The 17,721-nt window shown below is 71.5% G+C and carries 16 protein-coding genes and 5 tRNA genes; 14 read left to right on the top strand and 7 right to left on the bottom strand.

Annotated elements, in window-relative coordinates; genetic code table 11:
- Window positions 1–25: 25 nt before the first annotated feature.
- The 4 genes from ACH4C6_RS00840 to ACH4C6_RS00825 form a co-directional block, all read right to left on the bottom strand.
- Window positions 26–601, bottom strand: a complete 576-nt coding sequence (locus ACH4C6_RS00840) for a GTP-binding protein (protein ID WP_398106387.1) — start codon at window positions 599–601, stop codon at window positions 26–28.
- Complete coding sequence (locus ACH4C6_RS00835; protein ID WP_159535968.1) at window positions 582–977, bottom strand: DUF742 domain-containing protein; 396 nt, start codon at window positions 975–977, stop codon at window positions 582–584. The genes ACH4C6_RS00840 and ACH4C6_RS00835 overlap by 20 nt, the downstream gene beginning before the upstream one ends.
- 111 nt (window positions 978–1,088) lie before the next feature.
- Window positions 1,089–1,502, bottom strand: a complete 414-nt coding sequence (locus tag ACH4C6_RS00830; protein WP_030851929.1) for a roadblock/LC7 domain-containing protein — start codon at window positions 1,500–1,502, stop codon at window positions 1,089–1,091.
- A 9-nt stretch (window positions 1,503–1,511) separates the two neighbouring features.
- Window positions 1,512–5,306, bottom strand: a complete 3,795-nt coding sequence (locus ACH4C6_RS00825; RefSeq protein WP_398106385.1) for a nitrate- and nitrite sensing domain-containing protein — start codon at window positions 5,304–5,306, stop codon at window positions 1,512–1,514.
- A 605-nt stretch (window positions 5,307–5,911) separates the two neighbouring features.
- Here ACH4C6_RS00825 and ACH4C6_RS00820 point away from each other — a divergent pair.
- The 10 genes from ACH4C6_RS00820 to ACH4C6_RS00775 all read left to right on the top strand — a co-directional run bounded on the left by ACH4C6_RS00820 (window position 5,912) and on the right by ACH4C6_RS00775 (window position 12,263).
- Window positions 5,912–6,103 (top strand): hypothetical protein, encoded by a 192-nt coding sequence (locus ACH4C6_RS00820; RefSeq protein ID WP_398107134.1) that lies wholly within the window; start codon window positions 5,912–5,914, stop codon window positions 6,101–6,103.
- 194 nt (window positions 6,104–6,297) lie between these two features.
- Window positions 6,298–7,074, top strand: coding sequence for a fumarylacetoacetate hydrolase family protein (locus ACH4C6_RS00815; RefSeq protein WP_398106384.1), 777 nt, complete (start codon window positions 6,298–6,300; stop codon window positions 7,072–7,074).
- Window positions 7,067–8,551 (top strand): glutamate--tRNA ligase, encoded by a 1,485-nt coding sequence (gene gltX, locus ACH4C6_RS00810; RefSeq protein WP_398106383.1) that lies wholly within the window; start codon window positions 7,067–7,069, stop codon window positions 8,549–8,551. The genes ACH4C6_RS00815 and gltX overlap by 8 nt, the downstream gene beginning before the upstream one ends.
- Window positions 8,552–8,724: 173 nt before the next feature.
- Window positions 8,725–10,932: a FlgD immunoglobulin-like domain containing protein gene (locus ACH4C6_RS00805; protein ID WP_398106381.1), complete on the top strand. Its 2,208-nt coding sequence runs from the start codon at window positions 8,725–8,727 to the stop codon at window positions 10,930–10,932.
- 29 nt (window positions 10,933–10,961) lie between these two features.
- Entirely contained in the window at window positions 10,962–11,693 is a 732-nt protein-coding gene (locus ACH4C6_RS00800) for an HAD family hydrolase (protein ID WP_398106380.1), read from the top strand.
- A 91-nt stretch (window positions 11,694–11,784) separates the two neighbouring features.
- Window positions 11,785–11,856 (top strand) — tRNA-Gln (locus ACH4C6_RS00795).
- Window positions 11,857–11,877: 21 nt separating this feature from the next.
- Window positions 11,878–11,950 (top strand) — tRNA-Glu (locus ACH4C6_RS00790).
- A 47-nt stretch (window positions 11,951–11,997) separates the two neighbouring features.
- A tRNA-Glu gene (locus ACH4C6_RS00785) sits at window positions 11,998–12,070 on the top strand.
- Between the two features lie 20 nt (window positions 12,071–12,090).
- Window positions 12,091–12,162, top strand: a tRNA-Gln gene (locus tag ACH4C6_RS00780).
- A gap of 28 nt (window positions 12,163–12,190) precedes the next feature.
- Window positions 12,191–12,263: transfer RNA gene (locus ACH4C6_RS00775), tRNA-Glu, on the top strand.
- Between the two features lie 202 nt (window positions 12,264–12,465).
- Here ACH4C6_RS00775 and ndgR read toward each other — a convergent pair.
- Window positions 12,466–13,182, bottom strand: coding sequence for an IclR family transcriptional regulator NdgR (ndgR, locus tag ACH4C6_RS00770; protein WP_020270051.1), 717 nt, complete (start codon window positions 13,180–13,182; stop codon window positions 12,466–12,468).
- 196 nt (window positions 13,183–13,378) lie between these two features.
- On the opposite strand from ndgR, the gene leuC reads away from it, so the two are divergent.
- From leuC to ACH4C6_RS00750, 4 genes are all read left to right on the top strand, one after another.
- Window positions 13,379–14,809: a 3-isopropylmalate dehydratase large subunit gene (gene leuC / locus ACH4C6_RS00765; protein WP_398106379.1), complete on the top strand. Its 1,431-nt coding sequence runs from the start codon at window positions 13,379–13,381 to the stop codon at window positions 14,807–14,809.
- Between the two features lie 6 nt (window positions 14,810–14,815).
- Window positions 14,816–15,409 carry a 3-isopropylmalate dehydratase small subunit gene (leuD, locus tag ACH4C6_RS00760; protein WP_398106378.1) on the top strand — a complete coding sequence of 198 codons (594 nt, stop codon included), beginning with the start codon at window positions 14,816–14,818 and terminating at the stop codon, window positions 15,407–15,409.
- 277 nt (window positions 15,410–15,686) lie between these two features.
- Complete coding sequence (locus ACH4C6_RS00755) at window positions 15,687–15,917, top strand: hypothetical protein (protein WP_333933759.1); 231 nt, start codon at window positions 15,687–15,689, stop codon at window positions 15,915–15,917.
- A gap of 136 nt (window positions 15,918–16,053) precedes the next feature.
- A complete protein-coding gene (locus ACH4C6_RS00750; protein WP_398106377.1) occupies window positions 16,054–16,704 on the top strand; it encodes an HU family DNA-binding protein in 651 nt (216 codons plus the stop codon).
- 81 nt (window positions 16,705–16,785) lie between these two features.
- On the opposite strand, the gene ACH4C6_RS00745 is transcribed toward ACH4C6_RS00750, so the two are convergent.
- Window positions 16,786–16,989, bottom strand: a complete 204-nt coding sequence (locus tag ACH4C6_RS00745) for a hypothetical protein (RefSeq protein WP_398106376.1) — start codon at window positions 16,987–16,989, stop codon at window positions 16,786–16,788.
- Window positions 16,990–16,998: 9 nt separating this feature from the next.
- On the bottom strand, window positions 16,999–17,637 hold the full coding sequence (gene cofC, locus ACH4C6_RS00740; RefSeq protein ID WP_398106375.1) for a 2-phospho-L-lactate guanylyltransferase: 639 nt from the start codon (window positions 17,635–17,637) through the stop codon (window positions 16,999–17,001).
- Window positions 17,638–17,721: the final 84 nt, after the last annotated feature.

The raw sequence follows: 17,721 nt of genomic DNA, 5'->3' as shown, positions 1-17,721 counted from the left end.
CCGTATGTCGCTTTTGATTTGGGTGCTACCGCAGTCGTGCCATCAAAGCGTGCTCGACCAGCGTGATCAGGGCACTCTTCGCATCGGCCCGATGCCGGGCGTCCGTCGTGATGATCGGGGTGTCGGGGCCGATCTGGAGCGCCTCGCGGACCTCGTCCGGCGTGTACGGCTGCTGGCCGTCGAAGCCGTTGAGCGCGATGACGAACGGCAGGCCGCTGTTCTCGAAGTAGTCGACGGCCGGGAAGCAGTCCGCCAGCCGCCGGGTGTCCACCAGGACCACGGCGCCGATGGCGCCGCGCACCAGGTCGTCCCACATGAACCAGAAGCGGTCCTGGCCCGGCGTACCGAACAGGTACAGGATCAGGTCCTGGTCCAGGGTGATACGGCCGAAGTCCATGGCCACCGTGGTGGTGGTCTTGTCCCCGGTGTGGGTCAGGTCGTCGATGCCCGCGGACGCGGACGTCATGACGGCCTCGGTGCGCAGCGGGTTGATCTCCGAGACGGCGCCGACGAACGTGGTCTTGCCCACGCCGAAGCCGCCCGCCACCACGATCTTCGCGGAGGTGGTGGAACGACCCGTGTCAGAGCTTGCGAAGTCCACTGAGCACCCTTTCGAGCAGTGTCACGTCCGGTGCGCCGGTGGTCTCGTCGCCGCCCGGCTGGTGGATCGCGACGAGGCCGGCCTCGGCGAGGTCCGCGACCAGGATCCGGGCCACGCCCAGCGGCATGTTGAGCAGGGCCGAGACCTCGGCGACCGACTTCACCTCACGGCAGAGGTGGCAGATGCGCTGGTGCTCGGGAAGCAGCCCCATGAGCGCGGCGGGGTCCGCCGTCGTGCTGATCAGTGCCTCGATGGCCAGCTGGTAGCGCGGCCGCGTCCGGCCACCGGTCATGGCGTACGGCCTTACCAGTGGCTGGTCGCCCTCGTCCTCGTACGGCTCCGCGTACGGATCATGAGAGGCGGTGGGCGGGGTCATGAGTCCTCCGGGCGGGACAGCAAGTCGGTCGGTCGAGCCGTCTGTAGAGGCCTGTGTGGGGGATGTGGCGGCCGGACGGTGATGTGGTGAGACGGGTGGTGCCGGGGCCGATCAGTGGAGCAGACTGCCTTGGAGCTCGGCTCGCAGGTCCGGGGTGAGGACCGCGCCCGCGCGGTCGACCAGGAGCGCCATCTCGTAGCCGACGAGGCCGATGTCGCACTCGGGGTGCGCGAGGACGGCCAGCGACGAGCCGTCGGAGACGGACATGAGGAAGAGGAATCCCCGCTCCATCTCCACGACCGTCTGGGCCACCTCGCCGCCCTCGAAGATCCGGGAGGCGCCCGCCGTGAGGGACGTCAGACCCGAGGCGACGGCCGCGAGCTGGTCCGCGCGGTCGCGCGGGAAGCCCTCCGACATCGCCAGGAGGAGGCCGTCGGCGGACACGACGACGGTGTGGGACACCCCGGGGGTGTTGTCCACGAAGTTGGTGATCAACCAGTTGAGGTTCTGTGCCGCCTGGCTCATCGGACTCAACTAACGCTCCTGCTGGTGAGTGGGCCGTGGGTGGCTGCCGGTCTGGGTGGACCCGGCCTGACGACCCTGTGCGATTCCCCGACGGAGATTGGTCAGCCGGCCGCGCACGTCATCGGGCGCGCGCGAGACCTGCGGACCGCTCTGGTGGGACTGCTGCTGCGCCGTGCCCGGGACGAGGTTGGCCCGGGGGACCCGGCGCGGCAGGCCGGAGGTGGTGATACCGCCGGCGGCGGGCTGGCGGACGCGCTCGGCCTGGCGGACGAGGTCGTCGTTGGGCGAGGTGCGCCAGCCTGCGGAGGCGGACCGCTGCGGACCGGTGGGTTGCTGCGGCGCTTGGGGGGCGGCCGGAGCGGAGCCGTTGTTCTGCTGCTGCTCCTGCTGCCCGTGGAACCAGTTGGTCTCCAGCGTGTCGTACAGCGGCGTACGGCCGTCGCCCGGGCCGGTCGCCGGCGGCAGGGCCTCGGGCTCCTGCCGGACGGGCCGGGCCTGCGGGGCGGGCGGGCGCGGGGCGCCGAAGTCGGCCCCGTTCCGGCCGCCGTCGGCCTGCGGACGCTCGAACTGGCCCGTGCCCGCCGGGTCGGCCGGGGTGGCCGGACCCGGGAGGGTCGGCCGGCCGTCGCCGTTGCCCTGGTGGGGCACCGGGTACTGACCGGTGGAGCCGTTGTCCTGGCGCGGCGCCGGATACTGTCCGGTCGAGCCGTTGCCGTAGGGCTGCGGGGCCTGCGGCGCCGGGTACTGGCCCGTCGAGCCGTTGCCGTGGTCGTACGACTGCTGCGGGACCTGGTACTGGCCCGGCGCGGGCGACGCCTCGCGGCGGCCCTGCTGGGTGCCGTAGACGTCCGGGCGGACGAACTGGCCCGGCCCCTGCTGGGCGTTCGCGTCGTGGGCGTACGGGTCCTGCTGCTGGGGGGCGGTGTAGTCGGCGGGCCCGCCGGCGTTCTGCCGGCCGGCGTCGCGCGGCACGGCCGGGATCTCCGCCGTGGCGGCCGGGCCCTGCCGGTCGTCGATCCGCGGCAGCGCGGCCGTACGGGGGCCGTCCGCGTCCTCGTGACCGCGCGGGGCGTCCAGCGAGGCACGGGGCACCGGCGGCTGGGCGTTCTCGTCGCTCCAGCTGGGCTGGCGCGGCTGCTGCGCGTCACCGCCGGGAAGCTCGGCACGCGCGCCACCGCCGCGCGGCGGCAGCTGCGGCCTGCGGCCACGTCCGCGGCCCTTGCCCTGCTGGGCGTCGCCGCCCTGCTGCGGCCGGCCGCGGCCACCGCCGAAGGCGTCCTGGCCCTGCGGCTTCTCGGTGCCCGCGGCCTGCAGGCCCTGCGGGGCGCCCGGGGCCTGACCGAACCCGGCACCGGCCGGGGCCTGGTTCGGACGGCCCTGCTCGAACATGGAGTTGCCCTGACCCTGCGGTCCGCGCGGTGCACCCGGACCGGCCGGGCGGCCGGCGTCGCCGTCCCGCCCGGGCAGCGCGGCGCGCGAGCCCTGGCCGACCGCCGGCCGGCCACCGCCGAAGGCACCCGCGATACCGGGGGTGCCGGCACCCTGGCCGGGCGGGACGGCCCGCCGGGCCGCGGCCGCGCCCGCCGCCGCCTGCGCGGCGGCCGGACCGCCACCGCCGGCGGGCGGCTGACCGCCCTGCTTGGGCTGGGGCTTCTTGCCGCCCTGGGCGACGTCGACGGGCAGCATGACCAGCGCGGTCGTACCACCGGAGTCGGACGGGCGGAGCTGGATGCGGATGCCGTGCCGCTGGGACAGCCGGCCGACCACGAACAGACCCATGCGGCGGGAGACGGACACGTCCACCGTCGGGGGAGAGGCGAGGCGCTCGTTGATCGCCGCGAGGTCCTCGGGCGAGAGGCCGATGCCGGTGTCGTGGATCTCGATCAGCACCCGGCCGTCGGGCAGGGCGTGACCGGTGACCTTCACCTTCGTCTGCGGGGAGGAGAACGATGTCGCGTTCTCCAGCAGCTCGGCGAGCAGGTGCACGAGGTCGTTGACCACGCGGCCGGCCACCTCGGTGGTCGGCACGGAGGCCAGCTCGATGCGCTCGTACTGCTCCACCTCGGACGCGGCGGCGCGGAGCACGTCGACCAGCGGGACCGGGCGGGTCCAGCGGCGGCCGGGCTCCTCACCCGCGAGGACGAGGAGGTTCTCACCGTTACGGCGCATGCGGGTGGCGAGGTGGTCGAGCTTGAACAGCGACGACAGCTGGTCCGGGTCGGCCTCGCGGGACTCCAGCTCGGAGATCAGCGACAGCTGGCGCTGGATCAGGCCCTGGGAGCGGCGCGAGAGGTTGGTGAACATCGCGTTGACGTTGCCCCGCAGCAGGGCCTGCTCGGCGGCGAGGCGGACCGCCTCGCGGTGCACGTCGTCGAAGGCCGCGGCCACCCGGCCGATCTCGTCCCGGGAGTGCACGCCGACCGACTCCACGGACGTGTCGACGTCCTGCGGGTCGGACTCGGACAGCTGCTTGACCAGCTCGGGCAGGCGGTCGGAGGCGACCTTGGTGGCGGTGTCCTCCAGGCGCCGCAGCGAACGGATCATGGAGCGGGCCACGACGAAGGCGCCGACCAGCGACACACCGAGCACGAGCAGGATCAGGGCACCGGAGATGATCGCGTCGCGCTCGGTGGCGCTGCGCAGCTCGCGGGCCTTCTGCTCCATCTCCTCGAGCAGCGTGTGCTCGATCTTCGTCATCTGCAGGATCTTGGTGGAGCTGTCGTCCAGCCAGTCGCGGTAGGACCGCTTGTCCTGCTGGGCCAGACCGCTCGCGGAGATCAGCACGCGGTCCGCGTAGGTGTCGGTGGCTTTGATCGTGCTGTTGCCGCCGTCCTCGATCGGCTTCAGCAGTTCTGCGGCGGCCTCCTCGCCGTAGATGCTCTTGAAGCTGCGGATCTCGGACTTCTGGCTCTCCGAGGCCGACTGCGCGTACAGCCGGTCGTTCGGCGAGAGCTTGCCGGTCGTGGTGTCGTTCGCGGGCAGCGCCGCCGCGAGGGCCGCGCGCTGGATGGAGGAGTACTCCTTGGCCGCGGAGAACGACGCGAGCGCACGCGTGCGCTGGATCATGTCCGGGTTGCTGGTCGCCTCGGCCATGTCCTGGGAGAGGTCGATCAGGCTCTCGATCAGACGGTGGTAGGCCTCGACCGTCTGGGTGGAGTTGCCCTTGGTCTCGTAGGCGCCCTTGCGGATCTGCTCCAGGTTGCCGAGCTCGCTGGCCAGCTGGACGAGGTACTCGCGGACGCCGGCGAGGTTGCCGTCCTTGCTGGCGCTGTCGATCTCCTCGGAGCTGTCGAGGAAGTTCTTCTTCGCCCGGTCCGTCTTCTCGCGCAGGCCCTTGACCGTGAAGTCGGTGGCCTTGCCGCCGTGTGCGAGCGGGCCGGCCGACTGGTCGCGCTCGTCCTGGAGGGCGGCGGACAGCTCGGTGGCCTGCTTGGTGATGTCCGTCAGCAGCTTCATGTTGTCGAGCTGCTGGATGTCGTCCATCGACTGGTTGATGCGCAGCGCGCCGAGCGAGGTGGCCGCGACCACCGGCAGCGCGAGCAGCGACACCAGTCGCGTGGAGATGCGCCAGTTGCGCAGGGCTATTCGCGGACCGGGGCCGGTGGGGCCCGTCGGCGGCTTCAGCGCCGCGGCCTGGCCCGTGGCCCCCGAAGGAGCCGGCGCACCGGGACGCTCACCGCCGTTGCCCGAAAGGCCCGGGTTCTGGGCGTGCTGGGGCGAGGGGCCGCCATTCATGGGGCCAGTCCCGCCGTGCGGCTCCGGCTCCGCCGAAGCGTTGCCATCCCTCTTGAAACGTCCCTGCACTAGCGTCGCAACCTCTGGACCAGGCACCCCGTCGTGTGAGCGGCGGAGCACGGTGTCGGCGTTCTGGGGACGCCCTGAATTACGCCCCCGTGATGGTCGTGGGTGACCGGCGCTGGCTCCCCCTTCTCACCCGCCGCACGGCGCGTCGGTGCGCCCCCTGTGCGCCGGCTCGATCCTGCGGCGGTCCGTGAGATTCCAGCACAGCACAGGATCTCCAACAAGGCCCGTAAGCCGAGCCGTGACCTAGGTGACACCACGTGAGGGCCGGATCACCGGACGTAGAAAGGGAGTTCGTCCATATCGGGCGTATGCCCGCGAGTCGCCGAGCCGCCGTGGGTGTCCCAGTCGCCATGATCAGGAGCGGAATGATGGCTTCAGGGGTGCAATGTCCGCTTCGTCGCCCCGAGGTGGCCGTCCGGATTGACCGATTCGCCCCCTGGCTGGTGAGCAAACTCACACGGCAAAGATGAACACCCGACGGTTGAGCCGGGAATCAGGTGTTTAGCCTGACGCTTTACAGACATGGCAAAACCGACAACCCGCGCCCGCGTGGGGGCTCGCACGCGCCCTCCCGGCGCCCGTCACAGGACAGGGTCAAGTAAACAGTGAAGACGACGACGATGTTCCACAAGATCGCCAACCCGCGGCGCACGACGCTGGCGCACCTCGCTGGTGCCGACGAACTGCAGACGCCGGAGCAGCCGGAGCACTCTGTCGAACTCCCGACCCAGACCGCCAATCCCAGGCGCACCGTCCTCATGGAGATCCCGGTGGCGGCCGGCGCGGCCGCCGAGTGACACCAGGAAGTACGCGCGCCGGCCGCCGGATGCTCACGGCGGCGGCACACGGATCGCGAAGGGGCGCCCCCACGACGGGGAGCGCCCCTTGTGCACGTGCGGCGTCCCGCCGGTGTGCGCGGGGCCCGGCGCCCTCCCCGCGTTAGCCTGGAGCGTCAGACTCCAGCCGCTTCAGTCAAGGGGCCAAGCATCCCGTGCGCATCGCCAGATTCTCCATCGACGGGAACGTCGCCTTCGGCGCCATCGAGGGCGAGAAGCAGGACGAACTCGTCCTGGACATCATCAAGGGCATCCCGTTCGCGGACTACGAGCTGTCCGGCACGAAGGTGCCGGTCGGCAAGGTGAGGCTGCTGCCGCCGGTGCTGCCCAACAAGGTCGTGGCCTTCGGCCGCAACTACGCGGAGCACGCGCGCGAACTGGGCAACGAGGTCCCCGAGGCGCCCTTCGCCTTCTTCAAGCCGTCCACCTCGGTGGTCGGCCCCGGCGACGAGATCCAGTACCCCTCCTTCTCGTCCGAGGTGCACCACGAGGCCGAGCTGGCCGTGGTCATCGGCCGGATGTGCCGCGAGGTCCCGCGCGAGCGCGTCAAGGACGTGGTCTTCGGCTACACCTGCGCCAACGACATCACCGCCCGCGACGTCCAGAAGCGCGAGAAGCAGTGGGCCCGGGCCAAGGGCTTCGACACCTCCTGCCCGCTCGGCCCCTGGGTGGAGACCGACCTCGACCCCTCCGACCTGACCATCCAGCTCACGGTCAACGGACAGCAGCGCCAGCTCGGCCGCACCAGCGAGATGATCCACTCGGTCGAGGACCTGATCGTCAACATCTCCGAGGCCATGACGCTGCTCCCCGGCGACGTGATCCTCACGGGCACCCCGGCTGGGGTCGGCCCCCTCACCGTCGGCGACGAGGTCGCCGTCACCATCGAAGGCATCGGCACTCTCACCAACAAGGTTGTCAAGCGTGGCTAGCGCATCCGCCCCAGCAGTCCGTGTCCGTTTCTGCCCCTCGCCCACCGGCAACCCCCATGTGGGTCTGGTGCGCACCGCCCTGTTCAACTGGGCGTTCGCCAAGCACCACCAGGGCACCCTGGTCTTCCGCATCGAGGACACCGACGCCGCCCGCGACTCCGAGGAGTCGTACAACCAGCTGCTCGACTCGATGCGCTGGCTCGGCTTCGACTGGGACGAGGGCCCCGAGGTCGGCGGCCCGCACGCGCCCTACCGGCAGTCCCAGCGGATGGACCTCTACAAGGAGGTCGCCCAGAAGCTGCTCGACGCCGGCCACGCCTACCGCTGCTACTGCTCCCAGGAGGAGCTGGACACCCGCCGCGAGGCAGCCCGCGCCGCCGGCAGGCCCTCCGGCTACGACGGCCACTGCCGCGAGCTGACCGACGCCCAGGTCGAGGAGTACACGGCGCAGGGCCGCGAGCCGATCGTCCGCTTCCGGATGCCCGACGAGACGATCACCTTCACCGACCTGGTCCGCGGCGAGCTGACCTTCACCGCCGAGAACGTCCCGGACTACGGCATCGTCCGCGCCAACGGCGCCCCGCTGTACACCCTGGTCAACCCGGTCGACGACGCCCTGATGGAGATCACCCACGTCCTGCGCGGCGAGGACCTGCTCTCCTCCACCCCCCGCCAGATCGCCCTGTACAAGGCGCTGATCGAGCTGGGCGTGGCCAAGGAGATCCCGTCCTTCGGCCACCTGCCGTACGTGATGGGGGAGGGCAACAAGAAGCTCTCCAAGCGCGACCCGCAGTCCTCCCTCAACCTCTACCGGGAGCGCGGCTTCCTCCCCGAGGGCCTGCTCAACTACCTCTCGCTGCTCGGCTGGTCCCTCTCCGCCGACCAGGACGTCTTCTCGATCGAGGAGATGGTCGCCGCGTTCGAGATCTCCGACGTGAACCCCAACCCGGCGCGCTTCGACCTCAAGAAGTGCGAGGCGATCAACGGCGACCACATCCGCATGCTGGACGTGAAGGACTTCACCGAGCGCTGCCGCCCGTGGCTCCAGGCGCCGTTCGCCCCCTGGGCCCCGGAGGCCTTCGACGAGGCGAAGTGGCAGGCCGTCGCGCCGCACGCGCAGACCCGGCTGAAGGTGCTCTCGGAGATCACCGACAACGTCGACTTCCTGTTCCTGCCGCAGCCGGTGGAGGACGAGGCCAGCTGGGCCAAGGCCATGAAGGAGGGCTCGGACGCCCTGCTGCGCACGGCCCGCGAGAAGCTGGAAGCCGCCGACTGGACCTCCGCCGAGTCGCTCAAGGAGGCCGTCCTGGCCGCCGGTGAGGCCCACGGCCTCAAGCTCGGCAAGGCCCAGGCGCCCGTCCGCGTCGCCGTCACCGGCCGCACGGTCGGCCTCCCGCTCTTCGAGTCCCTGGAGATCCTGGGCAAGGAGACCACCCTCGCCCGGATCGACGCGGCGCTGGCCAGGCTGGCCGCGTAGCACCCGAGCACGACCCCACGAGGGCGGCGCCCATTCCGGGCGCCGCCCTCGCCGTGTCCGCCCGGCCGCCACCCGGAGTTCACCGTTCCGGCGAACTCCCGTCTGTCGGAGGGACGTTGGATGCCCCCGTGCGCACGAATCGCGTGTGCGCCCTGGTGCAGGGGGAGAGGAACTTGAGCCGTTCACGAAGACTCGTCCGCGGGGCCGCCGGCGGGCTGCTGGCACTGGCCTGCCTCGTCCCGGCCGCGTCCGCCCGAGCCGCTCCGGCGGCGGGCGACCCGGTCGGCACCGTACGGCTCGTCACCGAGAAGCGGGTGACCGTCGACTACCCGTGGGCGGGGGCGTCCGGCTTCCGGTACCGGCCCGGGACCACCACGGTCACCACGGTCGACCTCCCCGGCACGGTCCCGCCGCCCCACGCCGGCCCCGACGACCTGGCGAGCGGCACCGACGTCATCAACACGCTCGACGACCGGACGGTGGCGCAGCAGCACCGCTCCACCGGGGTGAGCGCCACCGTCGCGCTTCCCTCCGGCCAGGCCTACCGGGCCGCCGCCGGCTGGAGCGTGCTGACCCTGGACTCGACCGCCGCCCTGCACGTCCTGCGCGCCGACGGCACCGGCACCGCGGACACCCCGGTCACCGGCTTCCCCGCGGGCGCCCGCCCCGTCCTCTACCGCACCGGCGGCTCGGTGGCCCACCTGGCCGTCGTCTACGTCCTGGACGGCACGACCTCCGTGGGCCTGGTCGACCTCGCCGACGGCACCTTCCGCACCTACGTCACCGCCGCCGACGCCGCCCCGGAGATCGCCTTCAACGACCGCTGGCTGGTCGCCGACTGGAAGGCGATCCGGGTCGACTCCGAGCCCGGCACCGAACCCACCGCCCTCACCAGGGCCGACGCGCGGTTGCAGGCGGTCGTGGGAGATCGCCTCCTGCTCGGCAACCCGATGTTCCTGGCGGGCGGCACCGACCCGGCACTGACCGCCCGCTCCCTCACCACCGGCGCCACGAGCACCGTACTGACCTCGTCGTTCGGCGGGATCGGCCCGACCCTGGACGGCGGCGCCCTCGCCACCGCCGGTCCCTCCAGCCTCGACTGGAACATCCACCGCATCGGCCTCGACGGCGACGGCGGCCTCACCACCACCGAGGTGGCCCGGGTCCCCGCCGCCGCGACCGCCGTCCAGGGACTGGCCCTCGCCGGCGGCGAGTTGCTCCTGTACGGCGCGACCCCGGGTGCCTCGCTGCGGCACAACGGCTTCCCGCTCGACGCCACCGGCCGCCCCACCGGCCCCCAGACCCCGCGCAGCCCCGCTCTGACCGCCCCCACCTGCCTCGGCGGCGACGCCGCCTGCCCCCAGCTGGAAGCCCTGGGCGACGGCCGGGTCGGCCAGCTGCACACCGGCACGACCGGCGCGGAATCCGTGCTGAACACGGACGGCACCACCCTGCTCACCGCCCCCACGGACGGCGACACCGGCGGCCGCATCGCCGGCAGCACCGGCCGTTACGTGCTGTACAACGGCGGCTCCGGCAAGCAGCGGGTCGTCGACTTCCCGCGCGGTGCCGCGACCGGCACGACCGTCCTCACCCGCGACCGCACCGCCGCCGCGATCTGGGGACAGACCCTGTGGACCCCGGGCACCACCCCGGGCACGGCCACCGGCCGCAACCTCAAGACCGGCACGTCGACCACCGTCACCACCGGGGCCCCCTGCACCCCGACCGACCTCCAGGCCGTCAACACCTGGCTCTACTGGACCTGCGGCGGCACCGCCGGCGTCCTCGACCGTGCCACGAACCGCAGGATCACGGTCCCGGCCGACCTGGGCCCGGCCCGCCTCGCCGACGGCTTCCTGCTCCGCGAGAACCGCACCACCCACGAGCTGCTGCTCACCGACTTCCACACCGGCACCGCCACCACCCGCACCCTCGCCGAGCTCCCGGCCACCGACCGGAACACCGGCGGCAGCAACGGCCGCTGGGCCGTCGACCGCTTCGGCGGCCCCGTCGCCCGCCTCGACGACGCGCACGGCGAGGTGTCGCTCTTCCCGAGCGGCGTGCCCACCTCGCCCCTGGCGCAGATGGAAGCCCAGGTGTACTCGCCGTCCGTGATCGGCAAGGCGTTCCCGTGGGCCCCCGTGTGGCAGCTCAACAAGCCCTCCACCTGGACGCTCACCCTCACCGACGCCTCCGGCAAGGCCGTCCGCACGCTCACCGGCGCGTCCACCGCGGCCGCCGTACGCCCCGCCTGGGACGGCACCACCGACACCGGAGGCACGGTCCGCAGCGGCACCCACACCTGGAGGCTCACCGCGCAGCCCCGCGACGGGCAGGGCCCGGACCTCACCCTCACCGGCACGACGACCCTGGGCTGAGGGCGCACCGGGGCGGGTACGGTCGGAGCATGAGCATCCGCGCCGTGGTCTGGGACGTCGACGACACCCTCTTCGACTACACCAGCGCCGACCGCATCGGCATGCGCGCCCACCTCCTGGCCGAGGGCCTGCTCGACGACTACGGCACGGCCGAGCAGGCCCTCGCCCAGTGGCGGGACATCACCGACCGGCAGTGGGCCCGCTTCGCCGCCGGCGAGGCCGGCTTCGAGGACCAGCGCCGCGACCGCGTGCGGGTGTTCCTGGACCGTGAGCTGACCGACGAGGAGGCCGACGCCTGGTTCCGGCGCTACCTCACCCACTACGAGGCCGCCTGGTCCCTCTTCCCGGACGTCCTGCCCGTCCTCGACGCCCTCGCCGCCACCCACCGGCACGCGGTGCTCTCCAACTCCAGCCTCCACGTCCAGGACCGCAAACTGCGTGCCCTCGGCGTCCACGACCGCTTCGAGAGCATCCTGTGCGCCGCCGAGCTGGGCGTCTCCAAGCCGGACGCCGGAGCGTTCCTCGCCGCCTGCGACGCCCTGGCCCTGCCGCCGCACGAGGTCGCCTACGTCGGCGACCACCCGGAGATCGACGGCCGCGGTGCCGCCGACGCCGGACTGCTGTCGGTGTGGATCGACCGCGGCGGCCGGTACGCCACGATCGACCCGCCCGCCGGGCCACACCGCATCGCGTCCCTGGCCGAACTGCCCTCCGTGCTGGGCGCCGATACTCGTTTTGGAGCCCCGTCCACCTTCGGGTAATGTTCTTCCTGCGCCGCGGGGAGCGGGCCGGAAGGCCGGAACCCCAGGGCGCACAGCTAGAACACGAACCCCCCAGGGGCTTGCGTTCCAGTGGCCTATGGTGTAATTGGCAGCACGACTGATTCTGGTTCAGTTAGTCTTGGTTCGAGTCCAGGTAGGCCAGCTCGCAGAGCTCATCTGCAAAGCCCCCGTTGTGTAGCGGCCTAGCACGCTGCCCTCTCAAGGCAGTAGCGCCGGTTCGAATCCGGTCGGGGGTACTGGTTCCGGAGATCGGCAGATCGACGATCATCCCGGGACTGCTAGGGCCCCCGTTGTGTAGCGGCCTAGCACGCCGCCCTCTCAAGGCGGTAGCGCCGGTTCGAATCCGGTCGGGGGTACTGACTGGTCTAAACCACATTGGTCTATGGTGTAATTGGCAGCACGACTGATTCTGGTTCAGTTAGTCTTGGTTCGAGTCCAGGTAGACCAGCTCGGGCCTGCGGAAACGCAGTGTCCAGGCCCCCGTTGTGTAGCGGCCTAGCACGCCGCCCTCTCAAGGCGGTAGCGCCGGTTCGAATCCGGTCGGGGGTACAACAGAGAAGGCCCTCCACTTCGGTGGAGGGCCTTCTTGGCTTGTGAGGGCGCGAGGAACCGCGCGAACAGCCACTACCGGCCCGCCGGCGACGATCACTACCGCCCCGCAAGCGACGATCGACCGTGCGTGCCCTGGCGCGTGGTCGGGAAAGGTCTGCCGCGGCGTTGAGGCCGACCTTCCCCGATACGCTCCGTTCGCTCAGCCGGTACGCCGCAACGCCTCGGAGAGGCGCCCGGCGGCGTCGATCACAGCCTGTGCGTGCATCCGGCCGGGGTGCCGAGTGAGACGCTCGATGGGGCCCGACACGGACACCGCGGCCACCACCCGGTTCGACGGCCCCCGCACCGGCGCGGACACGGACGCGACGCCCGGCTCCCGCTCGCCGATCGACTGGGCCCAGCCCCGCCGCCGGACGCCCGACAGGGCCGTCGCGGTGAAGCGGGCGCCCTGCAAGCCGCGGTGCAGCCGCTCCGGCTCCTCCCAGGCCATCAGGATCTGCGCCGAGGAGCCGGCCTTCATCGTGAGCGTCGAACCGACCGGGACGGTGTCCCGCAGTCCGGACAGCCGCTCCGCCGCGGCGACGCAGATGCGCATGTCGCCCTGGCGGCGGTAGAGCTGCGCGCTCTCGCCCGTGACGTCCCGCAGATGCGTGAGCACCGGGCCCGCCGTGGCGAGGAGACGGTCCTCACCCGCTGCCGCGGCCAGCTCGGCCAGCCGAGGGCCGAGAATGAAACGGCCCTGCATGTCCCGCGCCACCATACGGTGGTGTTCCAGCGCCACGGCCAGGCGGTGGGCCGTGGGTCGTGCCAGTCCGGTGGCGCCGACCAGACCCGCGAGGGTGGCCGGACCGGACTCCAGAGCGCTCAGGACGAGGGCCGCCTTGTCCAGAACGCCGACGCCGCTACTGTTGTCCATGCAACGATACTCCCGTCTCACTCTGTGAAACGCAAGTTCAATTTTCTCCCGAACCCGCCACCCTGGAATCACGAAGTCACAACGGGCCCGTGACGTAAGGGCCTGGCGGTGCGCGCCCGGAACCAGGGGAACGGGCGCCGCCTCCTCAAGATCTCTAGTTGGGTCGGCGGACGGTCGCCGGCCGGAGGGAACAGCGATGGGTAGGACACTCGCGGAGAAAGTCTGGGACGACCATGTCGTCCGGCGCGCGGAGGGCGAGCCCGACCTTCTCTTCATCGATCTGCACCTGCTGCACGAGGTGACCAGCCCGCAGGCCTTCGACGGCCTCCGCAAGAGCGGCCGCACCGTGCGCCGCCTCGACCTCACCATCGCCACCGAGGACCACAACACCCCCACCCTCGACATCGACAAGCCGATCGCCGACCCGGTCTCCCGGGTGCAGCTGGAGACGCTGCGCAAGAACGCCGCCGAGTTCGGGGTGCGCCTGCACCCGCTGGGCGACGTCGAGCAGGGCGTGGTCCACGTCGTGGGCCCGCAGCTGGGCCTGACCCAGCCGGGCACCACCGTCGTCTGCGGCGACTCCCACACCTCGACCCACGGCGCCTTCGGCGCGCTGGCGTTCGGCATCGGCACCTCGCAGGTCGAGCACGTGCTGGCCACCCAGACGCTGCCGATGACCCGCCCCAAGACCATGGCGATCACGGTCGACGGCGAACTGCCCGAGGGCGTCACCGCCAAGGACCTGATCCTGGCGATCATCGCGAGGATCGGCACGGGCGGCGGCCAGGGCTACGTCCTGGAGTACCGCGGCGAGGCCATCGAGAAGCTCTCGATGGAGGCCCGCATGACCATCTGCAACATGTCGATCGAGGCCGGCGCCCGCGCGGGCATGATCGCCCCGGACGAGACCACGTTCGCCTACCTCCAGGGCCGTCCGCACGCCCCCGAGGGCGAGGACTGGGACGCGGCCGTCGCCTACTGGAAGACGCTGAGGACGGACGAGGACGCCGAGTTCGACGCCGAGGTCGTCATCGACGCGGCCGAGCTGTCCCCGTTCGTCACCTGGGGCACCAACCCCGGGCAGGGCGCACCGCTTTCGGCGTCCGTCCCCGATCCCGCTTCGTACGAAGACGCATCGGAGCGCCACGCCGCCGAAAAGGCCCTGGAGTACATGGGGTTGGGGGCCGGGCAGCCACTGCGCTCCATCAAGGTCGACACCGTCTTCGTAGGCTCCTGCACCAACGGCCGCATCGAGGACCTGCGCGCGGCCGCCGAGCTGCTCCAGGGCCGCAAAGTCGCCGACGGGGTACGGATGCTGGTCGTCCCGGGCTCGGCGCGGGTCGGTCTGCAGGCCGTCTCCGAGGGTCTGGACGTCGTCTTCAAGGAGGCCGGCGCCGAATGGCGGCACGCGGGCTGCTCGATGTGCCTGGGCATGAACCCGGACCAGCTCGCCCCCGGTGAGCGCTCCGCGTCCACCTCCAACCGCAACTTCGAGGGACGGCAGGGCAAGGGCGGCCGTACGCACCTGGTGTCACCGCAGGTTGCGGCGGCGACCGCCGTGCTGGGCCACCTGGCCTCCCCGGCCGACCTGTCCGAGGCCGACGTCCCCACGCCCGCTGGAGTCTGATCAGTCATGGAAGCATTCACCACCCACACCGGCCGGGCCGTCCCGCTGCGCCGCAGCAACGTCGACACCGACCAGATCATCCCCGCCCACTGGCTCAAGAAGGTGACGCGGGACGGCTTCGAGGACGGACTGTTCGAGGCCTGGCGCAAGGACCCCGAGTTCGTCCTCAACCGCCCCGAGCGGCAGGGCGCGACCGTCCTGGTCGCCGGGCCCGACTTCGGCACCGGATCCTCGCGTGAGCACGCCGTCTGGGCGCTGCAGAACTACGGCTTCAAGGCCGTGATCTCCTCCCGCTTCGCCGACATCTTCCGCGGCAACTCGCTGAAGAACGGCCTGCTCACGGTGGTGCTGGACCAGCAGACCGTGGACGCGCTGTGGGAGCTCACCGAACGGGACCCGCAGGTCGAGATCACGGTCGACCTGGAGCGCCGCGAGGTGCGCGCCGAGGGCGTCACCGCCTCCTTCGAGCTGGACGAGAACTCCCGCTGGCGGCTGCTGAACGGCCTCGACGACATCTCGATCACCCTCCAGAACGAGGGGGACATCGCCGCCTACGAGGCGAAGCGCCCGTCGTTCAAGCCCCGGACCCTGCCGGTCTGATCCACAGCACGGCCCCGGCGCCCCGAGCAAGGCGACTTTCGGCCACCGCAACACCCCGCCCGTACCCCCGATCAGCCCGATCGGGGGTACGGGCGTTTCTGCACCCGAACGGCCCTGCATGCCCCCCGGAGCGAGGGCAACTTCCCACGTTATGCAGGTGGTTGCCGGGGTAGGCGGGAGTCACAGCCGTGACTTCCACAGGTGCCTGGAAGACCGTCCAGGGCCGCAGTTGTGCCCTGCGCAGGCGACAACTCGCCCCAGATGGCACAATCTGTGCATGGAACACGACGGCCAACTCGAGCTCTATGCGGCGGTCGCGGACCAACTCAAAGAAGCGCATGCAAGGGTGCGCGCACTGCAAGTCCCGGAGGGCGTACGGATGGCGCTGACCCGGAAGCTGCTGGTCATTACGGCCGCGGCCAAGCACGATCTCGCCGACGCGGCAAGGCGGCTGGAGCGGTTCACCGCGGATCTCGACGAGGGACGTCTCCCCGTCGAGGAACGCTGAACCGTACGGCACCGTCGAGTTCGTTGCGGCACAAGGGTGATAAGCCCGTTTCGTGTTTGATTTGCGGTATATATCTGCCTAACGTGCGAAAAAGCTTGAACACTTTCGTTCTGGCGATGTCTCCGAAGGGGAAGACGTGAACAAGGCGCAGCTCGTAGAAGCGATTGCCGACAAGATGGGCGGCCGCCAGCAGGCCGCCGATGCTGTCGACCATGTACTGGACGCCATCGTCCGCGCGGTGGTCGCGGGTGACCGGGTCTCGGTCACCGGCTTCGGTTCCTTCGAGAAGGTCGACCGTCCGGCCCGCTACGCCCGTAACCCCCAGACGGGCGAGCGGGTTCGGGTCAAGAAGACCTCCGTGCCGCGCTTCCGCGCGGGCCAGGGCTTCAAGGACCTGGTCAGCGGCTCGAAGAAGCTCCCCAAGGGTGACATCGCCGTCAAGAAGGCCCCCAAGGGCAGCCTCTCCGGCCCGCCCCCCACCATCGCCAAGTCCGCGGGCAAGAAGGCCGCGGCGAAGAAGACGGCGGGAGCGGCGAAGACCACCACGGCGCGCAAGACGGCCGCCAAGAAGACGGCTGCCACCTCCAAGACGGCCGCCGCGAAGAAGACCACGGCGAAGAAGGCGCCCGCCAAGAAGACGGCGGCCACCTCCAAGACCACCGCGGCGAAGAAGACCACCGCGAAGACGGCCCCCGCCACGAAGAAGGCCACGGCCAAGAAGGCGCCGGCGAAGAAGTCCACGGCGCGCAAGACCACCGCCAAGAAGACCACCGCCCGCAAGAAGTAAGGGCGCCGGGTACTCACACGCCGGGCCGGACTCCCCTGGGGAGTCCGGCCCGCGGCGTGTCCGGCGTGTGGTCGCTGGTGGTCAGAGGGTCTGCAGGGTCACCAGAGTGATCCTGAGGTTCTCCCTCGCGCCCTCCACCTCGATGCGCACCCGCTGCCCCGGACGCAGCAGGAGCAGGCCGCCCGCGTCGAACGCCGCCGCGTCGAAGGGCACCGGGGTGCCGTCGTCCAGGAGCACCTGCCCGCTGCGGCTCTCGGGGTCGTACGTGTACGCGGTCGCCTGCATGGCCGCAGCCTACTGCCCGGGTATCAGCAACCGCGCGGCGGCCGCGGCCGTATGAGGGCCGACCCCCAGGGCCAGCGCGGTGCGCAGGTCGTCGCCGGTGTCCACGTCCCGGCGGACCGAGTCGACGCCGGCGAGGGCCAGTTCCACCGCCCCGGACGCCCGGTGCCGGGCGCGGGAATCAACCCCGAACGCCGGGCGCAATTCCCGGCCCGGGGCCGCGGCCAGCAGCGTCGTGCCGATTGCGGCGGCGTCCGCGAGGAATGCACGCGGGAATTCCCCGGCGGCGTCGAGCACCCGGGACAATTCGCCGGGGCGCAGGGCCGGCAGATCGGCGTTGAGCGCCGCCACCCGGGCCGCCGGGCGACCCGCCCGTACGGCGGCCGCCCCGTGGGCCAGGGCGGCGTTGAGACCGCTCGCCGGTTCGTCGGCGACGATCGCGGCGCCCAGCGCGGCCAGCTCGCGGACCGCCCGGCCGTCGTCCGTGACGACTGCCACATCCCGCACCGCCGGGCAGGCCAGCGCGGCCGCCACGGTGTCCTGGGCGAAGGCGAGCGCCAGATCCGGCCGCAGCCCGTCGTCCGCGGTGTCCGCGAGCCTGCTCTTGGCCCGGGCCAAGGGCTTCAGGGGTACGACCAGGGTCCACTGCACGGGGGTCCGTCCTCCTCTTGTCGCGGTCATTGTCACCCGGGGCCTGAGGGGCGCGGCGTGCCGGGGCGTACGGTGTTCTCGACA

Origin of the sequence: Streptomyces sp. NPDC017943, assembly GCF_044328425.1 — a bacterium.
Taxonomy (GTDB): domain Bacteria; phylum Actinomycetota; class Actinomycetes; order Streptomycetales; family Streptomycetaceae; genus Streptomyces; species Streptomyces djakartensis_A.
This window is presented reverse-complemented; position numbering and strand designations above follow the sequence as displayed.

Excerpts from the sequence above, each read along its gene's own strand:
- leuC (WP_398106379.1), top strand. The coding sequence starts at position 13,379 with ATGGGTAGGACACTCGCGGAGAAAGTCTGGGACGACCATGTCGTCCGG.
- ACH4C6_RS00830 (WP_030851929.1), bottom strand. The coding sequence starts at position 1,502 with ATGAGCCAGGCGGCACAGAACCTCAACTGGTTGATCACCAACTTCGTG.
- ACH4C6_RS00800 (WP_398106380.1), top strand. The coding sequence starts at position 10,962 with ATGAGCATCCGCGCCGTGGTCTGGGACGTCGACGACACCCTCTTCGAC.
- ACH4C6_RS00755 (WP_333933759.1), top strand. The coding sequence starts at position 15,687 with ATGGAACACGACGGCCAACTCGAGCTCTATGCGGCGGTCGCGGACCAA.
- leuD (WP_398106378.1), top strand. The coding sequence starts at position 14,816 with ATGGAAGCATTCACCACCCACACCGGCCGGGCCGTCCCGCTGCGCCGC.
- ACH4C6_RS00835 (WP_159535968.1), bottom strand. The coding sequence starts at position 977 with ATGACCCCGCCCACCGCCTCTCATGATCCGTACGCGGAGCCGTACGAG.
- ACH4C6_RS00745 (WP_398106376.1), bottom strand. The coding sequence starts at position 16,989 with ATGCAGGCGACCGCGTACACGTACGACCCCGAGAGCCGCAGCGGGCAG.
- ndgR (WP_020270051.1), bottom strand. The coding sequence starts at position 13,182 with ATGGACAACAGTAGCGGCGTCGGCGTTCTGGACAAGGCGGCCCTCGTC.